This window comes from Streptomyces sp. NPDC020742 (genome assembly GCF_040641675.1).
Classification (GTDB): Bacteria; Actinomycetota; Actinomycetes; order Streptomycetales; family Streptomycetaceae; genus Streptomyces.
The window spans coordinates 302773-316956 of record NZ_JBFAEA010000005.1; the positions used below are offsets into that span (position 1 = coordinate 302773).

Consider the following 14184-nt stretch of genomic DNA (forward strand, 5'->3'; position numbering starts at 1 on the left):
GGTCAGGCGGCGGAGTGGGCGCCGGGCGCGCCCGGTCCCCGGGCACCGGTGTCGTGGTGGATCGGGGTGCCGGTGCCGGTCAGCGGGAGACCGGTGCCGCCCTGCCGGAGCGCGACGATCTCGGCCGCGATGGACAGGGCGGTCTCCTCGGGCGTCCGGGCGCCGAGGTCCAGGCCGATCGGTGAGCGGAGCCGGGCGAGTTCGCGTTCGGTGACGCCGGCCTCGCGGAGCCTGCGGTTGCGGTCCTCGTGGGTACGGCGCGACCCCATCGCGCCGACGAAGCCGACCGGCAGCCGCAGGGCGAGCTGCAGCAGCGGGATGTCGAACTTGGCGTCGTGGGTGAGCACGCACAGGACCGTGCGGGCGTCGGTGGCGGTGCGTTGGAGGTAGCGGTGCGGCCACTCGACCACGAGGTCGTCGGCGTCCGGGAAGCGGGCGCGGGTGGCGAAGACGGGACGGGCGTCGCACACCGTCACGTGGTAGCCGAGGAACCGGCCCGCGCGCACCAGCGCCGCGGCGACGTCGACCGCCCCGAAGACGATCATGCGGGGCGGTGGCACGCTGCACTCGACGAACAGGGTCAGCTCCTCCCCGCAGCGCGAGCCGCGCTCCGAGACGTCGAACGATCCGGTGTGGCCCGCCGCCAGCAGGGCACCGGCCTCACCCAGCACCGTGCGGTCCAGTTCCCGATGGCCGCCCAGGGCGCCCTCGGCGGGGCCGTCGGCGCGGACCAGCAGCGCCCGGCCGAGCAACCCGGCCGGGCCCCGGACCACCCGGGCCAGGGCCGCCGCCTCGCCCCGGGCGGCGGCGGTCAACGCGGCGGCGCACACCGCCCGGTGCGGTGCGTCCGCGGTCATCGGGGTGACCAGGACCTCGATGGTGCCCCCGCAGGTCAGCCCCACCGCATAGGCGTCCTCATCGCTGTAGCCGAAGCTCTCGCGCACCGTCAGGCCGTCCCGGAGGGCCTGGACGCACAGGTCGTACACCGCGGCTTCCACACAGCCGCCGGAGACCGAGCCGATGGCCGTGCCCCGGCTGTCGACGGCGAGGGCCGCGCCGGGGCTGCGCGGGGCGCTGCCGTCGACGGCGACGACGGTCGCGACGGCGAACTCCCGGCCCTGTGCGGCCCACTGGCTCAGTTCAGCGGCGATGTCCAGCATCTCGCTCTCCCACGGTCTCTCGTCCGGCTCCGGCCAGCAGGACCCGGTCGGGCCGGATCGGCAGGTGGCGGTGGCGCACCCCGGTGGCGTGCCAGACCGCATTGGCGATCGCCGCCGCGCTGCCGACGGTCCCGATCTCACCGATGCCCTTGATGCCCACCGGGTCGTCCTCGTCGGGGTCGTCCACCCAGTCCGCCTCGATCAGCGGGACGTCGGCGTGCGCGGCGATGTGGTAGCCGGCGAGGTCCGCGCCGACCTGGGCGCCGGACGTCCGGTCCCGGACCGCCTCCTCGTGCAGCGCCATGGACAGACCCCAGACCATGCCGCCGAGGAACTGGCTGCGCGCGGTGAGCGGATTGACGATCCGGCCGGCCGCGAAGATCCCCAGCATCCGCCGGACCCGGACCTCGCCGCTGGTGAGGTCGACGGCGACCTCGGCGAACTGGGCGCCGTAGGAGTGCCGTTCCTTCTGCGCCAGCGCGCCGATCGCGGCGGCGGTGTCCGACCGGGCCGTGATCCCCTGCGGCGGGACGGCCCCGCCCGGCACGAGGTGCTCCCGCAGCTCACGGACCGCGGCGGTGACCGCCCAGGCCCAGGAGCGGGTGCCCATCGAGCCGCCGGCGATCATGGCCGGTCCGAAGTCGCTGTCCGCGATCCGCACCCGGACGCGTTCCGGCTCCACCTCAAGGGCGTCCGCGGCGATCAGGGTCAGCGCGGTGCGGGCACCGGTCCCGACGTCGGCCGCGGTGATCCGTACGGTGAAGGTGCCGTCCGGCTCCGCCGTCACCGCCGCGGTGGAGGGCACGGCGCGCGCGAGGAACTGGGCCGAGGCCGTGCCGGTGCCGAGCAGCCAGCGCCCGTCCCGGCGCACACCGGGGCGCGGATCGCGGTCCGCCCAGCCGAACCGGCGGGCGCCCTCCTGGAAACAGGCGAGCAGGTTGCGGCTGGCGAACGGCAGCCCGGACACCGGTCCGGCCTCGGGTTCGTTGCGGGCGCGCAGCTCGATCGGGTCGATACCGCACTGCTCGGCGAGTTCGTCGAGCGCGGACTCCAGCGCGAACGAGCCCGGCGCCTCGCCTGGGGCGCGCATCCAGGTCGGGGTGGGGACGTCGAGCCGGACCACACGGTTGGCGGTGTGGTGGGCGGCGGCGTCGTACAGCGTCCGCCCCACCGAGGCGCTCTGTTCCACGAATTCGTGGACGGTCGAGGTGCGGCTCAGCGCCTGGTGGTCGAGCGCGCGCAGCCGGCCGTCGGCGTCCGCGCCGAGCCGGACCCGCTGTGCGGTGGGGCTGCGGTGGCCGACGAGCGAGAACATCTGACGGCGGGTCATCACGACACGGACCGGGCGGTGCAGGAGGGTGGTGGCCATCACGGCGAGCACCTGGTGCGGGCGGAGCCCCTTGGAGCCGAAGGCGCCGCCGACGTGTTCGGAGCGCACCCGGACCGAGGCCGGGTCGAGGGAGAACAGCTTGGCCAGCTCCTCCGCCACCCACATGCTGCCCTGGTTGGAGTCGACGACCTCCAGCCGGCCGTTGTCCCAGCGGGCCGTCGCGGCATGCGGCTCCATCGAGCTGTGGTGCTCCTCCGGGGTGGTGTACTCGGCGTCCACCACGACCGCGGAGGCGGCGAGTTCGGCCGCCAGGTCGCCCTTGCCCGTCTCCATGCCGGCGGGGTTCTCCGGGACGTAGGCACCGGGGTGGTCGGCGGCGAACGCGGCGTCGTGCGGCTCCACGTCGTACTGGACCACCAGTGCCTCGGCGGCCTCCCTGGCCTGTTCGCTGGTCTCGGCGACGACCAGCGCCACCGGCCAGCCCACGAACGGCACCCGGTCGTGCTGGAAGATCTCCACGATCGGGTCGGGTCGGCCCAGCATCCCGGTGTAGTCCGCGTCGACGCGCGGGGCGTTGCCGTGGTGCAGCACGGTCAGCACGCCGGGCATCGCCCGCACCGGGCCGGACTCCACCGCGCTGATCCGGCCCCGGGCCACGGTGGACAACACCAGCCAGCCGTGGGCGAGTTCGGCGAAGGGAATCTCGCCGGCGTAGCGGGCCGCGCCGGTGACCTTGGCCAGGCCCTCCACCCGGGCGTGCGCGGTGCCGACGGCCCTGACCGCCGTGGCGTTTCCGGTCGTTGCCGTGGTCATCGGGTGGCCTCCTCGGCGAGCTCGGTCAGCACGGCGACCACGAGGTTGCGGATCAGCGTCACCTTGTATCCGTTCTGCGGGAGGGCGTCGGCGGCGGCGAGTTCGACGTCCGCGGCGGCGGCGAAGGCCTCGGCGCTCGCCGGGCCCCCGATCAGTGCCCGCTCGGCGGTCCGGGCCCGCCACGGCCGGGAGGCGACCGCCCCGAAGGCGAGCCGGACGTCACGGACCGCGCCGTCCGCGACATCGAGGGCGGCGGCGAGGGAGCCGATGGCGAAGGCGTAGGACGCCCGCTCCCGCACCTTGCGGTAGCGGGAGAGCGCGGCGACCGGCGCCGGTGGCAGGGTGACAGCGGTGATCAGCGCGCCGGGCGGTAGCGCGGTCTCCCGGTGCGGGGTGTCCCCCACGGGCAGGTAGAACGCGGTGAGCGGCGCCTCGCCCGGGCCGTCGGCCGCCTCGTACGAGACCACCGCGTCGAAGGCGGCCAGCGCCACCCCCATGTCCGAGGGGTGGACGGCGACGCAGTGCTCCGACGCGCCGAGGACGGCGTGGTTGCGGTGCTCGCCGCGCAGAGCCGCGCAGCCGCTTCCGGGGGTCCGCTTGTTGCACGGTGCGGCGAGGTCGGTGAAGTAGGGGCAGCGCGTCCGCTGCAGTAGGTTGCCGCCCACCGTGGCCATGTTGCGCAGCTGGCCGGAGGCGCCGGCCAGCACGGCCTGCGCCAACGCCGGGTACCGGCGCCGCACTTCGGGGTGGGCGGCGAGCTCGCTGTTGGTGACCGTGGCGCCGATCCGCAGCCCGCCGTCGCCGGTCGGCTCGATCCGGTCGAGGGGGAGCTCCCGTACGTCGACCAGGCGCGCGGGCCGCTCCACCCCGGCCTTCATCAGGTCGACGAGGTTGGTGCCGCCGCCGAGGTAGCGCGCCTCGGGGTCGGCGCCGAGCAGCGCGACCGCGCCCTGGACATCGTGGGCCCGCTGGTAGCCGAACTCCCTCATGCCGTCGCCTCCCCCTGGGCCGTCCCGGCCCCGGCCGCCCGCGCGACCGCCTGCACGATGGACACATAGGCCCCGCAGCGGCACAGGTTGCCGCTCATCCGCTCCCGTATCTCGTCGGCCGTCAGCGGTGGGACCCCCGCATCGGGCCGTACGTCGTCGGTCACCGCGCTCGGCCAGCCGGCGGCGTGCTCCTCGATCACGGCGATGGCCGAGCAGATCTGGCCCGGGGTGCAGTAGCCGCACTGGTAGCCGTCGAGGTCGAGGAAGGCCTGCTGTACCGGATGCAGCCGGTCACCGTCCGCCACGCCCTCGATGGTGGTGATCTCCCGCCCCTCGGCGGCCACCGCGAGCTGGAGGCAGGAGACCGTCCGGCGCCCGTCGAGCAGCACCGTGCAGGCACCGCACTGGCCCTGGTCACAGCCCTTTTTGGTGCCGGTCAGGTCGAGGCGCTCGCGCAGCGCGTCGAGCAGGGTGGTGCGGTGGTCGACGGGCAGCGCGTGTTTCTCGCCGTTGATGTTCAGGGTGATGGCGCTGGACGTCGATAGGGCCATGATCAGCCTTCTTTCGCGTATCAGGTGCGCGGCGGGCACCCGGGCACGGGCCCGGTGCCGACGTGGCCGGCCCCGAGTGCCCGAAAGGCCCCTGTCACACATGGTCACGCATGAGCAGGGTCCGAGCAGGGCGGTGCCGTCGAGGGGGTCGGGAGGGGTGGCGCTGTTCCGAGGGAAACCGGCCGGGCTCCGGCGGCGGGGACGGCGAGGCGGGTCGGTCGCCGGCGGCCACCGGCCCTCCACTCCGGCCGCATCTGCCGCTATGGTGGACCCAACCGGACAGTTGTCCGTTACCGTCAACTTACCGGACAGCTGTCCGCTTAGCAAGACCGGCCCCGCCGCGCATCCGGACGCCGGGAGGAGGACGAGTGCAGCAGAAGAAGGACGCACCCCTGCGCTCGGACGCGCAGCGGAACCGCGAGCGCATCCTGGAAGTGGCCCTGGAGGAGCTGACCCGCTCGGCCGACGCCCCGCTCAGCGCCATCGCGAAGAAGGCCGGCGTCGGACAGGGGACCTTCTACCGCCACTTCCCCAACCGCGAGTCCCTCGTGCTGGAGGTCTACCGCTACGAGGTCCAGCAGGTCTCCGACACCGCCGCCCAACTGCTCCGGACTCACACCCCCGACCAGGCCCTGCGCGAGTGGATGGACCGCCTGGCGCAGTACGCGATGGCCAAGGCCGGCCTGGCCGATGCGATGCGCCGGGCCACCAGCACCCCCTGCTCCCTGGCCGGACTGGGCCACGGCCCGGTGACCTCCGCCGTCGCGCTCCTGCTGAAGGCGAACGAGGAGGCCGGCACCATCCGCCCCGGAGTGACCTCGGACGACTTCGTGCTCGCCATCGCCGGCCTCTGGCAGCTCGATCCGCACGGCGACTGGCAGGAACGCGCCGGCCGCCTCCTCGACCTCGTCATGGACGGCCTGCGCGCCGGCGCCCCAAGGGCCTGACGCACACACCCCGGAGCGGTTCCCCGGCCCCGCACGGCTACTGCGCCGAGGCCGCCGGGCGTACCACGATCTCGTTCACATCGACCTCCGGCGGCTGGTCCACCGCGAAGGCGATGGCGTCCGCGATCGCGGCGGCCGGCAGCGCCACCGACCGGTAGGCCTGCATCGCCTTGCGGGCCTGCGGATCCGCGATGCCGTCGGCGAGTTCCGACTCGGTGACGCCGGGTGAGACCAAGCTGACGCGGATGTCGCCGCCGGACTCCTGACGGAGCCCCTCGGAGATCGCCCGGACGGCGAACTTGGTCGCGCAGTAGACCGCGGCGGTGGGCGAGACCTCGTACGCCCCGACCGAGGCGACGTTGACGAAGTGTCCGCCGCCCTGCGCCCGCATCAGGGGGAGGGCCGCAGCGATGCCATGGAGCACCCCGCGCACATTGACGTCCAGCATCCGGTCCCACTCCACGACGCGCAGCGCCCCCAGCGGCGACAGGGGCATCACACCGGCGTTGTTGACGACCACATCAACCCGGCCGAACGCGGCGCGGGCGGCACCGACGAACGCCCGCACCTCGGCCGCGTCGGTGACGTCCACCCGCCGGGACTCCGCGATGCCGCCGGCCTCGACGAGCTGCCCGGCCAGCGCCTCCAGCCGGTCGGTGCGGCGGGCACCGAGGAAGACGCGGTGCCCGTCCGCGGCGAGCCGGCGGGCGGTCGCCTCGCCGATGCCGCTGCTCGCTCCGGTGATCACGACGACCTTGGGGTTCCCATTCATCCCTGCTCCTTCTCTCGGGGGTACGGCAACGAGGCTGCACCGCCGGACCGCCGCCTACCAGGACGGCTTGTTCCTGGGAGTCGCACGGCCAGTCACCCCGGCCGGCCGGCGGAGCTACCCATTCAGCTTTTTGGAGATGGGATTCATTTTCAGATAGCCTGCGAGCCTCACCGTCCCCTCATCCAGGAGGTCACCATGGCCGTGCCCAAGCGGAAGATGTCCCGCAGCAACACCCGTCACCGCCGCGCCCAGTGGAAGGCCCGCACCCCCCAGCTCGTGCCGGTCACCGTCGACGGCTCCACCTACCTGGTCCCGCAGCGGCTGGCCAAGGCGTACGAGCGCGGGCTGCTCCGCCCGGAGGGCTGAGCCTCCATGGCGCACAACCGACTGCCCGTCACGGTCCTGTCCGGCTTCCTCGGAGCCGGCAAGACCACCCTGCTCCAACACGTCCTGACCAACCGGGAGGGCCTGCGGGTCGCGGTCATCGTCAACGACATGAGCGAGATCGGCATCGACGCGGCCCTGGTGCGCAGCGGCGGGGCCGCCCTCTCCCGCACCGAGGAACGCCTGGTGGAGATGGTCAACGGGTGCATCTGCTGCACCCTGCGCGAGGATCTGCTCGACGAGGTCGACCGGCTGGCGCGCGAGGGCCGCTTCGACCACCTCCTGATCGAGTCCAGCGGCATCTCCGAACCGATGCCGGTCGCGGCCACCTTCTCCTTCCCGCGCGACGACGGCGCGACCCTGGGTGACCTGGCCCGGCTCGACACCATGGTCACCGTCGTGGACGCCGTCTCCTTCCTCCCCGAGCTGCACCGCGGCGACGGGCTGGCCGAGCGGGGGCTGGACCAGTACGCGGAGGACGAACGCACCGTCAGCGACCTACTGATGGACCAGATCGAGTTCGCCGATGTCCTGGTCTTGAACAAGACCGACCTGGTCGACGCCCCGAGCGCCGACCGCCTGCGGGCCGCCCTGGCCCGACTCAACCCGGCCGCCCGGATCGTGTCCGCCGCGTACGGGCGGGTGCCCCTCGGCGAGATCCTCGGCACCGGCCGGTTCGACCTGGAGCGGGCCCAGCAGGCTCCGGGCTGGGTCAGGGAGCTCAACGGCGACCACGTCCCGGAGACCGAGGAGTACGGCATCTCCAGCACGGTCTTCCGGGCCGAAGCGCCGTTCCACCCGGGACGGCTGTGGACCTTCGTCACCGAGGGGCTCGACAGCGGCGCCTACGGGCGGATCCTGCGCTCCAAGGGCTTCTTCTGGCTGGCCGCCCGTCCGCGGGTCACCGGACTCTGGTCACAGGCCGGGGCGGTCGCCCGGTTCGAGCCGTCCGGAGTGCGCACCGCCGACGACGGCCAGGGCCAGGAACTGGTCTTCATCGGCACCGGGCTGCGCGCCGAGGCGCTGCACACGGCCCTGGCCGACTGCCTACTGGCCGACGGGGAGCCGGTCGGCGACGATCCGTTCCCCGTCTGGGACACCCACGGGCTCGACGACACCTGCGCCCACGAGCACCCTCAACCGGCCTGAACGACGCCGCCTGAACGGCCCTGCGGCCCGGGTCCCCACCCGGGCCGCAGGGCCGTTTCAGCAGCGGTTTTGCACCGGCACGGCCGTCACCAGGACGACTTGGTGACCCCGGGCAGGAACCCGGCGTGCACCTGCTCCCGTACGCGCACCCGGGAGAGACCGAACTTCCGCAGGTGCCCGCGCGGGCGGCCGTCCACGCTGTCCCGGTTGCGTACCCGGGTGGCGCTGGCGTCGCGCGGTTGGCGCCGCAATTCGGCCATGGCGGCGGTCCGTTCGGCCTCCGTGGAGGACGGCTGTCGGATGATCTCCTTCAGTTCGGCGCGCCGGACCGCGTACCGCTCGACGATCGCCCTGCGCTGCTCGTTCTTTGCGATCTTGCTCCGCTTGGCCATCAGACCTTCCCCCCTCGGGCACGGATGCGTGCCACCGCCGCTTCGACGCCGATGACGTCCACCGTCTTGATCGCCCTGGCGCTGAGCGTGAGCCGGACGTGCCGGCCCTCACTCGCCAGCCAGTAGCGCTTGCGCTGGACATTGGGGTCGAACCGGCGGGAGGTGCGGCGGTGCGAGTGTGAGACGGATTTGCCGAAGCCGGGCCTGGCGCCGGTCAGTTGGCAGTGTGCGGACATACGTCGGTCACCTCTCGTCAGAGCTTATCGGAAATGGAAACCATTCCCATATGGTAGCCCCCCGGCCCCTGCACGGTGCCCCTCCCCCCTGTCCGCCGGCACCGCGGTCCACCCATGCCACCGAGTCCCGGAGCCACCGCCGCCCCGCGTCCGAAAGCAGCTCCCCCGCCGAACGGCCCCACAGACAGCCCTCCCGCCCGGGACTAGACTCCGGGCGGCGCGTGCCGGCGCGGGGCGTTCATGGGGAGGCCGTTGCGGATGAGCGATGCGGTGTTCGAGACAGTCCGGGCGTGTGCGGTGGAGGTGCTCCAGGTCACCCCGGAAGAGGTGACGCCGGAGGCCGACTTCACCGACCAGTTGGGCGCCACGAGCCTGACGCTGGTGGAGCTGGTGATGGCGATCGAGGAGGCCTGCCAGGTCGAGCTGCCCGACGACGGCGTGGAGTCGGTCCGTACCGTGCGGGACGCCTGCGACCTGGTGCGCGCACAGCGATGAGGGGCGGCCGACGGGTGGTCGTCACGGGCCTGGGCAGCATCACGGCGGCGGGCGCCGGCTGCGCGGCGCTCTGGCAGGACCTGCTGGCTCCCCCGGCGCCGGGACACCGCCCGATGGACGACTGGGACGCCTCGCCCTGGATGGACCGGGCCGGAATCCGGCACACCGACCGCTGCACCCAACTGGCCGTGGCAGCAGCTGACTTGGCGGTCAGCGATGCCGGTGGCGGCACGGCACTGGCAGCGCGGTACGGACCGGAGCGGGCGGGGGTGGTCCTGGGCACCGCGCTGGCCGGGGTGAGCAGCCTGGAGCGGCAGGCGCTGGTGCGGCAGGCGCGCGGCGACAAGCGCGTCTCCCCCTTCGTGGTCCCGATGATCATGCCCAATGCGGCGTCCGCCGCGGTGTCCCAGCGGCTCGGCTGGCGAGGGCCCTGCGAGACGGTCACCACCGCCTGTGCCTCCGGCACCCACGCCCTGGCCTCGGCCGCCCGGCTGATCGCGTACGGGGTGTGCGACACCGTGCTGACCGGAGCCACCGAGGCCGCGGCGTACGGCACGGTCCTGGCGGGCTTCGCCACCATGCGCGCGCTCTCCCCGACCGGCCGCACCCGGCCCTTCGACCGTGACCGGGACGGCTTCACGGTTGCCGAGGGGGCGGCCGCGCTGGTCCTCGAAGCCGCGGAGACCGCCCGGGCGCGGGGCGCCACGGTCCTGGCCGAGGTCCTCGGGGCGGCGAGCACCGCCGACGCCCACGATGTGACCCTGCCGCTCCCCGACGGCTCCGGCGCCGCCCGGTGCATGCGGCTGGCCCTGCAGGACGCGGGGCTGGCCCCGTCCGACGTCGCGCAGATCAGCGCGCACGGCACCGGCACCCTCCAGGGCGACCTCGCCGAGTCCCGGGCGATGGCGCTGGTCTTCGGCCCGGACGGTCCTCCGGTCACCTCGGTCAAGGGGGCCACCGGGCACGCCTTCGGGGCCAGTGGTGCGCTGGAGGCGGTGGCCGCGGTGCTGTCGCTGCGCCATCGTCAGATTCCTCCGGTGCAGGGACTGCGGGCGCCGGACCCGGAGCTGGCCACCGGCCTGGATCCGGTGCGGGCGGCGCCCCGGGCGTGGGAGCCGGGCCCCGTCCTGTCCAATTCGTTCGGCTTCGGCGGTCACAACGGGAGCCTGCTGCTGGGGCCCGCCGGACCGTAGCGGGACGGCGGTGCACACAGCGGCACGGAAACGGCACCGCACACCGGGAGCGAACCGCCGTACGACATCAGGGAGTTCCGCATGGCCCAGCCGGAGCACGACCACCAGCGTCCCCCCGAGGCCGTGTTCGACTGGCTGGACGACAGCGCCCGCCGCCGCGAGCGGGCGGGTCTGCGGCGGGAGATGCGCGTCCGGGACACCGCGGGGACGGCGGCCGGGGCGGCCGTCGGGGCGGTCGACCTCGCCGGGAACGACTACCTCGGCCTGTCCCGCCACCCCGAGGTGACCGCCGCGGCCGCCGAGGCCGCCACGGTCTGGGGCGCCGGCGCGGGCGCGGCACGGCTGGTGACCGGGACCACCCGTCTGCACCAGGAGTTGGAGCGGGAGCTCGCCGCGTTCTGCGGCACCGAGGCGGCGCTGGTCTTCTCCTCCGGCTATCTGGCCAACCTGGGCGCGCTGTCCGCCCTGTGCCGGCCGGGCAGCCTGGTGGCGGCGGACGCCGCCAACCACGCCTCACTGATCGACGGCTGCCGGCTGACCGGGGCCGAGGTGGTGGACCTCCCGCACGGCGACGCCGTCGCGCTGGACGAGGCGCTGGCCACGAGGCGGCAGCCCCGGGCGCTGGTGGTCACCGAGTCGGTCTTCTCGGTGGACGGGGACCTCGTCGAGCTGCCCGAGGTGCTCGCCGTCTGCCGGCGTCGGGGCGCCGGGCTGCTGGTGGACGAGGCGCATGCGCTCGGGGTGATCGGTGCCCGCGGCGAGGGCGCGCTGGGCGCGGCCGGGCTGGCCGGGAGCCCGGACACCGTCGCCACGGTCACCCTGTCCAAGGCACTGGGGGCGCAGGGCGGCGCCGTACTGGGCCCGCGCCGGGTGATCGAGCACGTGCTCAACAGCGCGCGCAGCTTCCTGTTCGACACCGGGCTCGCACCGGCCTGCGCGGGCGGGGCACTGGCCGGGCTCCGGGTGCTGCGGCGGGAGCCCGGGCGGGTGGCCCGGGTCCGTGCGGTGGCGGCCCGGCTGCACACCGGGCTGGCCGCCGCCGGGCTGCCGGTGGCCCCGGTCCGGGCCGCCGTGGTGTCCGTACGGGCCGGCTCGGCGCGCGCGGCGGTGGCCTGGCGGGAGGGCTGCCGGGCGGCGGGGGTGGAGGTGGGCTGCTTCCGGCCGCCGTCGGTGCCGGACCGGTTCTCCCGGCTGCGGCTCACCGCACGGGCGGACCTCACCGACGAGCAGGTCGACCGGGCGGTGGAGGTGATCAGGGCCTGCCGCCCGGCATGACCGCGCCGGCCCGCCGGACCGGGACGGCCGGCGGGGCGCGGAACGACAGCAGCCCGCGCACCGGAATGTCCTCCACCGCACGGGCCAGGCACAGGTCGGGCAGCCGCGCGGAGAGCCCCCGCAGTACCCGCTCCGCCTCCATCCTGGCGAGTGCCGCGCCGGGGCAGCGGTGCCGGCCCAGGCCGAACGAGAGGTGTTCCCGGGCGTGCGGCCGGTACGGGACCAATAGCTCGGGGTCCTCGAACCGGGCCGGATCGGAACCGGTGGCCGCGAGCATCAGCAACAGCGGTGCGCCCTGCGGCAGTTCGACGCCGCCCAGGCGGGTGGGCCGCGCCGTGACCCGGCGCCAGGTCGTCAGCGGCGGCTCGCGGCGCAGCACCTCCTCCGCCCAGGCGGCTGCCAGGGTCTCCTCCCGGCCCAGTCGCGGCCACAGTTCGGCGTCGGAGAGGGCGCGCAGCAGCATGGTGGCGAGCATCTGTCCGGTGGTGGTCTGGCCGGCGATGACCATGAAGTAGCAGACCGCGACGGTCTCCTCGCGGCGCAGCGGCGTCCCGTCCGGGTGCCGGTGCGCGGCGAGCAGCCCCAGCAGACCGGGCCCGCCCGGCTCCGCCCGCTCGGCGAGGCCGCCGAGCCACTGGTGGAACTCGGCGGCGAGCCGGGCGAGCGGCAGGTGGCGCTCGCGCGGCGGTACCCCCCAGAACAGCTCCAGCGAGGCGTCGTTCCAACGGGCGAGGAGGTCGATGTCCACATCGACGTCGCCCTCCAGGCCGAGCACCCGCAGCATCACCTCGAAGGGCAGGTCACGGGTGAGGGCGGACACCAGATCGCACTCCCCGCCGTCGGTGAGCCGCCGCTCGATCCGGTCCAGGCGGGGTGCCATCAGGCGGTCGACCAGCGGCGCCGCGGCCACCACCCGGTCGCGGCGCAGCAGGCCGGTGATCAACCGGCGCAGTCCACCGTGGGTGGCGGTGCCGTTGTTGGCGAGCGTCGGCGGCAGGGTGAAGCCGGCGCCCGCCAGGCAGCGCAGCGCGGGCACCGACATCCGGACCACCGCGTCGAGCGCGTTGTCCGGGCGGTACCGCTCGGGGTCGAGCAGTACCGTCCGGACGTCGCGGTAGGTGCTGACCAGCCACAGCCCGGTCGCCGGGTCGTGGTGGACCGGGCCGGTCTCCCGCAGGGTCCCGTACACCGGGTAGGGGTCGTGCAGGAACTCCGGTGCGAACAGGTCCACCGCGGGGCAGCGGTTCGTCGACTCCACCTATCCGCCTTGCTGTTCCGGGGTGAGCGGGAGCGCATTGGGCGGCAGCTCCGTGCCGGTGCCGCGCCGGCGCACCTTGACCACGTCGTCCCGGTGCTCGGGCATGGTGGTCTCCTGCACGCCCTCGACGACGAATCCGGCGTCCCTGATCATCTCCAGGTCCGCGGCGCCGGCCTGGCCCTCGCTGGTCAGGTAGTCGCCGAGGAAGATGGAGTTGGCGATGTGCAGGGCCAGCGGCTGCATCCCGCGCAGGTGGATCTCCCGGCCGCCGGCCAGCCGCACCTCGACGTCGGGGCAGACGAACCGGACCATGGCCAGAATGCGCAGGCAGTGCTGCGGGGTGAGGGCCCACTCGGTGGCCAGGGGCGTGCCCTTGAACGGCATCAGGAAGTTCACCGGCACCGAGTCGGGGTCCAGCGCGCGCAGCGAGAAGGCCACGTCGACCAGCTCCTCGGGGCTCTCCCCCATTCCGGCGATCAGCCCCGAACAGGGCGACATACCGGCCGACTTGGCCTGTTCGACGGTCTCCAGCCGGTCGGCGTAGGTGTGCGTGGTGCAGATGTCGGCGTACCGCTCGCCGGCGGTGTTGAGGTTGTGGTTGTAGGCGTCGGCACCCGCCTCGCTCAGCCGCTCGGCCTGCCCTTCGGAGAGCAGCCCGAGGCAGGCGCAGACCTCGACGCCGGGGCTCTCCGCCCGGATCGCCGCGATGGTGTCCGACACCCGGCCGATGTCGCGGTCGGTGGGGCCCCGGCCGCTGGCCACCAGGCAGACCCGCTTGGCCCCCGCGGCGATGCCCTGGGCGGCGGCCTCGGCCGCCTCCTGGGGCTTCAGCCAGGTGTACTTGAGGATCTCGGCCTGCGAGCCGAGCCGCTGGGAGCAGTAGGAGCAGTCCTCCGGGCAGAGGCCGCTCTTGAGGTTCACCAGGAAGTTGAGCTTGACCCTGCGGCCGAAGTAGCGGCGGCGTACCCGGGAGGCGCCGGCCACGACGTCGAGGACGACCTCGTCGGGGGTCTTCAGGAGCGCCAACGCCTCGTCGCGGGTGGGTGGTTCGCGGCGCAGCGCCTTGTCGACCAGGGTGTCGATCAGGGCGTCGGCCGAGGTGTCGGCCGGGCTGGCGGCGGCATGGGCGGGGGTGCTGGCGTCGGTGGGGCGGAGATCCACGGGTTTTCCTTCCCGCTCGGGCGGTGCGGTCCGGGGGCCGGTGCGGCGGTCCGGATGCCGGTGCGGCGCTCCCGCGGCC

The 14184-nt window shown here is 74.2% G+C and carries 15 protein-coding genes; 6 read left to right on the forward strand and 9 right to left on the reverse strand.

Annotated features, from left to right (window positions below):
• Window positions 1–2 precede the first annotated feature (2 nt).
• The 4 genes from AB0G84_RS12810 to AB0G84_RS12825 are packed head-to-tail and all read right to left on the reverse strand — an operon-like array spanning window position 3 to window position 4843.
• On the reverse strand, window positions 3–1160 hold the full coding sequence (locus tag AB0G84_RS12810) for an XdhC/CoxI family protein (protein WP_361319075.1): 1158 nt from the start codon (window positions 1158–1160) through the stop codon (window positions 3–5).
• Window positions 1141–3303, reverse strand: a complete 2163-nt coding sequence (locus AB0G84_RS12815) for a xanthine dehydrogenase family protein molybdopterin-binding subunit (RefSeq protein WP_361319077.1) — start codon at window positions 3301–3303, stop codon at window positions 1141–1143. The genes AB0G84_RS12810 and AB0G84_RS12815 overlap by 20 nt, the downstream gene beginning before the upstream one ends.
• A complete protein-coding gene (locus AB0G84_RS12820; RefSeq protein WP_361319079.1) occupies window positions 3300–4292 on the reverse strand; it encodes a xanthine dehydrogenase family protein subunit M in 993 nt (330 codons plus the stop codon). Before AB0G84_RS12820 ends, AB0G84_RS12815 begins: the two co-directional genes overlap by 4 nt.
• Window positions 4289–4843: a 2Fe-2S iron-sulfur cluster-binding protein gene (locus AB0G84_RS12825; RefSeq protein WP_361319081.1), complete on the reverse strand. Its 555-nt coding sequence runs from the start codon at window positions 4841–4843 to the stop codon at window positions 4289–4291. Before AB0G84_RS12825 ends, AB0G84_RS12820 begins: the two co-directional genes overlap by 4 nt.
• A 368-nt stretch (window positions 4844–5211) precedes the next feature.
• Between AB0G84_RS12825 and AB0G84_RS12830 the strand changes: the two genes are divergently transcribed.
• The gene (locus tag AB0G84_RS12830; protein ID WP_361319083.1) at window positions 5212–5790 is read left to right on the forward strand and encodes a TetR/AcrR family transcriptional regulator; all 579 of its coding nucleotides are present in this window, start codon (window positions 5212–5214) and stop codon (window positions 5788–5790) included.
• Window positions 5791–5827: 37 nt separating this feature from the next.
• Here the strand turns inward: AB0G84_RS12830 and AB0G84_RS12835 are convergent, their stop codons facing one another.
• Window positions 5828–6562 (reverse strand): SDR family oxidoreductase, encoded by a 735-nt coding sequence (locus AB0G84_RS12835; protein ID WP_361319085.1) that lies wholly within the window; start codon window positions 6560–6562, stop codon window positions 5828–5830.
• 195 nt (window positions 6563–6757) lie between these two features.
• Between AB0G84_RS12835 and rpmF the strand changes: the two genes are divergently transcribed.
• Together rpmF and AB0G84_RS12845 are read left to right on the forward strand one after the other, a co-directional pair.
• Window positions 6758–6928, forward strand: coding sequence for a 50S ribosomal protein L32 (gene rpmF / locus AB0G84_RS12840; RefSeq protein ID WP_361319087.1), 171 nt, complete (start codon window positions 6758–6760; stop codon window positions 6926–6928).
• Window positions 6929–6934: 6 nt separating this feature from the next.
• A complete protein-coding gene (locus tag AB0G84_RS12845; RefSeq protein WP_361319089.1) occupies window positions 6935–8095 on the forward strand; it encodes a GTP-binding protein in 1161 nt (386 codons plus the stop codon).
• 86 nt (window positions 8096–8181) lie between these two features.
• Here AB0G84_RS12845 and rpsN read toward each other — a convergent pair whose 3' ends face one another.
• Both rpsN and rpmB read right to left on the reverse strand, forming a co-directional pair.
• A complete protein-coding gene (rpsN, locus tag AB0G84_RS12850) occupies window positions 8182–8487 on the reverse strand; it encodes a 30S ribosomal protein S14 (protein ID WP_361319091.1) in 306 nt (101 codons plus the stop codon).
• Entirely contained in the window at window positions 8487–8723 is a 237-nt protein-coding gene (gene rpmB / locus AB0G84_RS12855; protein WP_361319093.1) for a 50S ribosomal protein L28, read from the reverse strand. The genes rpsN and rpmB overlap by 1 nt, the downstream gene beginning before the upstream one ends.
• A gap of 258 nt (window positions 8724–8981) precedes the next feature.
• Here rpmB and AB0G84_RS12860 point away from each other — a divergent pair, with 258 nt between their 5' ends.
• The 3 genes from AB0G84_RS12860 (at window position 8982) to AB0G84_RS12870 (ending at window position 11686) form a co-directional block, all read left to right on the forward strand.
• Complete coding sequence (locus AB0G84_RS12860) at window positions 8982–9218, forward strand: acyl carrier protein (RefSeq protein WP_361319095.1); 237 nt, start codon at window positions 8982–8984, stop codon at window positions 9216–9218.
• 14 nt (window positions 9219–9232) lie between these two features.
• Window positions 9233–10411 (forward strand): beta-ketoacyl-[acyl-carrier-protein] synthase family protein, encoded by a 1179-nt coding sequence (locus AB0G84_RS12865; protein WP_361319097.1) that lies wholly within the window; start codon window positions 9233–9235, stop codon window positions 10409–10411.
• A gap of 81 nt (window positions 10412–10492) precedes the next feature.
• Window positions 10493–11686 (forward strand): 8-amino-7-oxononanoate synthase, encoded by a 1194-nt coding sequence (locus AB0G84_RS12870; RefSeq protein ID WP_361319099.1) that lies wholly within the window; start codon window positions 10493–10495, stop codon window positions 11684–11686.
• Here the strand turns inward: AB0G84_RS12870 and AB0G84_RS12875 are convergent.
• Both AB0G84_RS12875 and bioB read right to left on the reverse strand, forming a co-directional pair.
• Window positions 11664–12944: a cytochrome P450 gene (locus tag AB0G84_RS12875; protein ID WP_361319101.1), complete on the reverse strand. Its 1281-nt coding sequence runs from the start codon at window positions 12942–12944 to the stop codon at window positions 11664–11666. The genes AB0G84_RS12870 and AB0G84_RS12875 overlap by 23 nt on opposite strands.
• Window positions 12945–14030 carry a biotin synthase BioB gene (gene bioB / locus AB0G84_RS12880; protein WP_361319267.1) on the reverse strand — a complete coding sequence of 362 codons (1086 nt, stop codon included), beginning with the start codon at window positions 14028–14030 and terminating at the stop codon, window positions 12945–12947.
• Window positions 14031–14184: the final 154 nt, after the last annotated feature.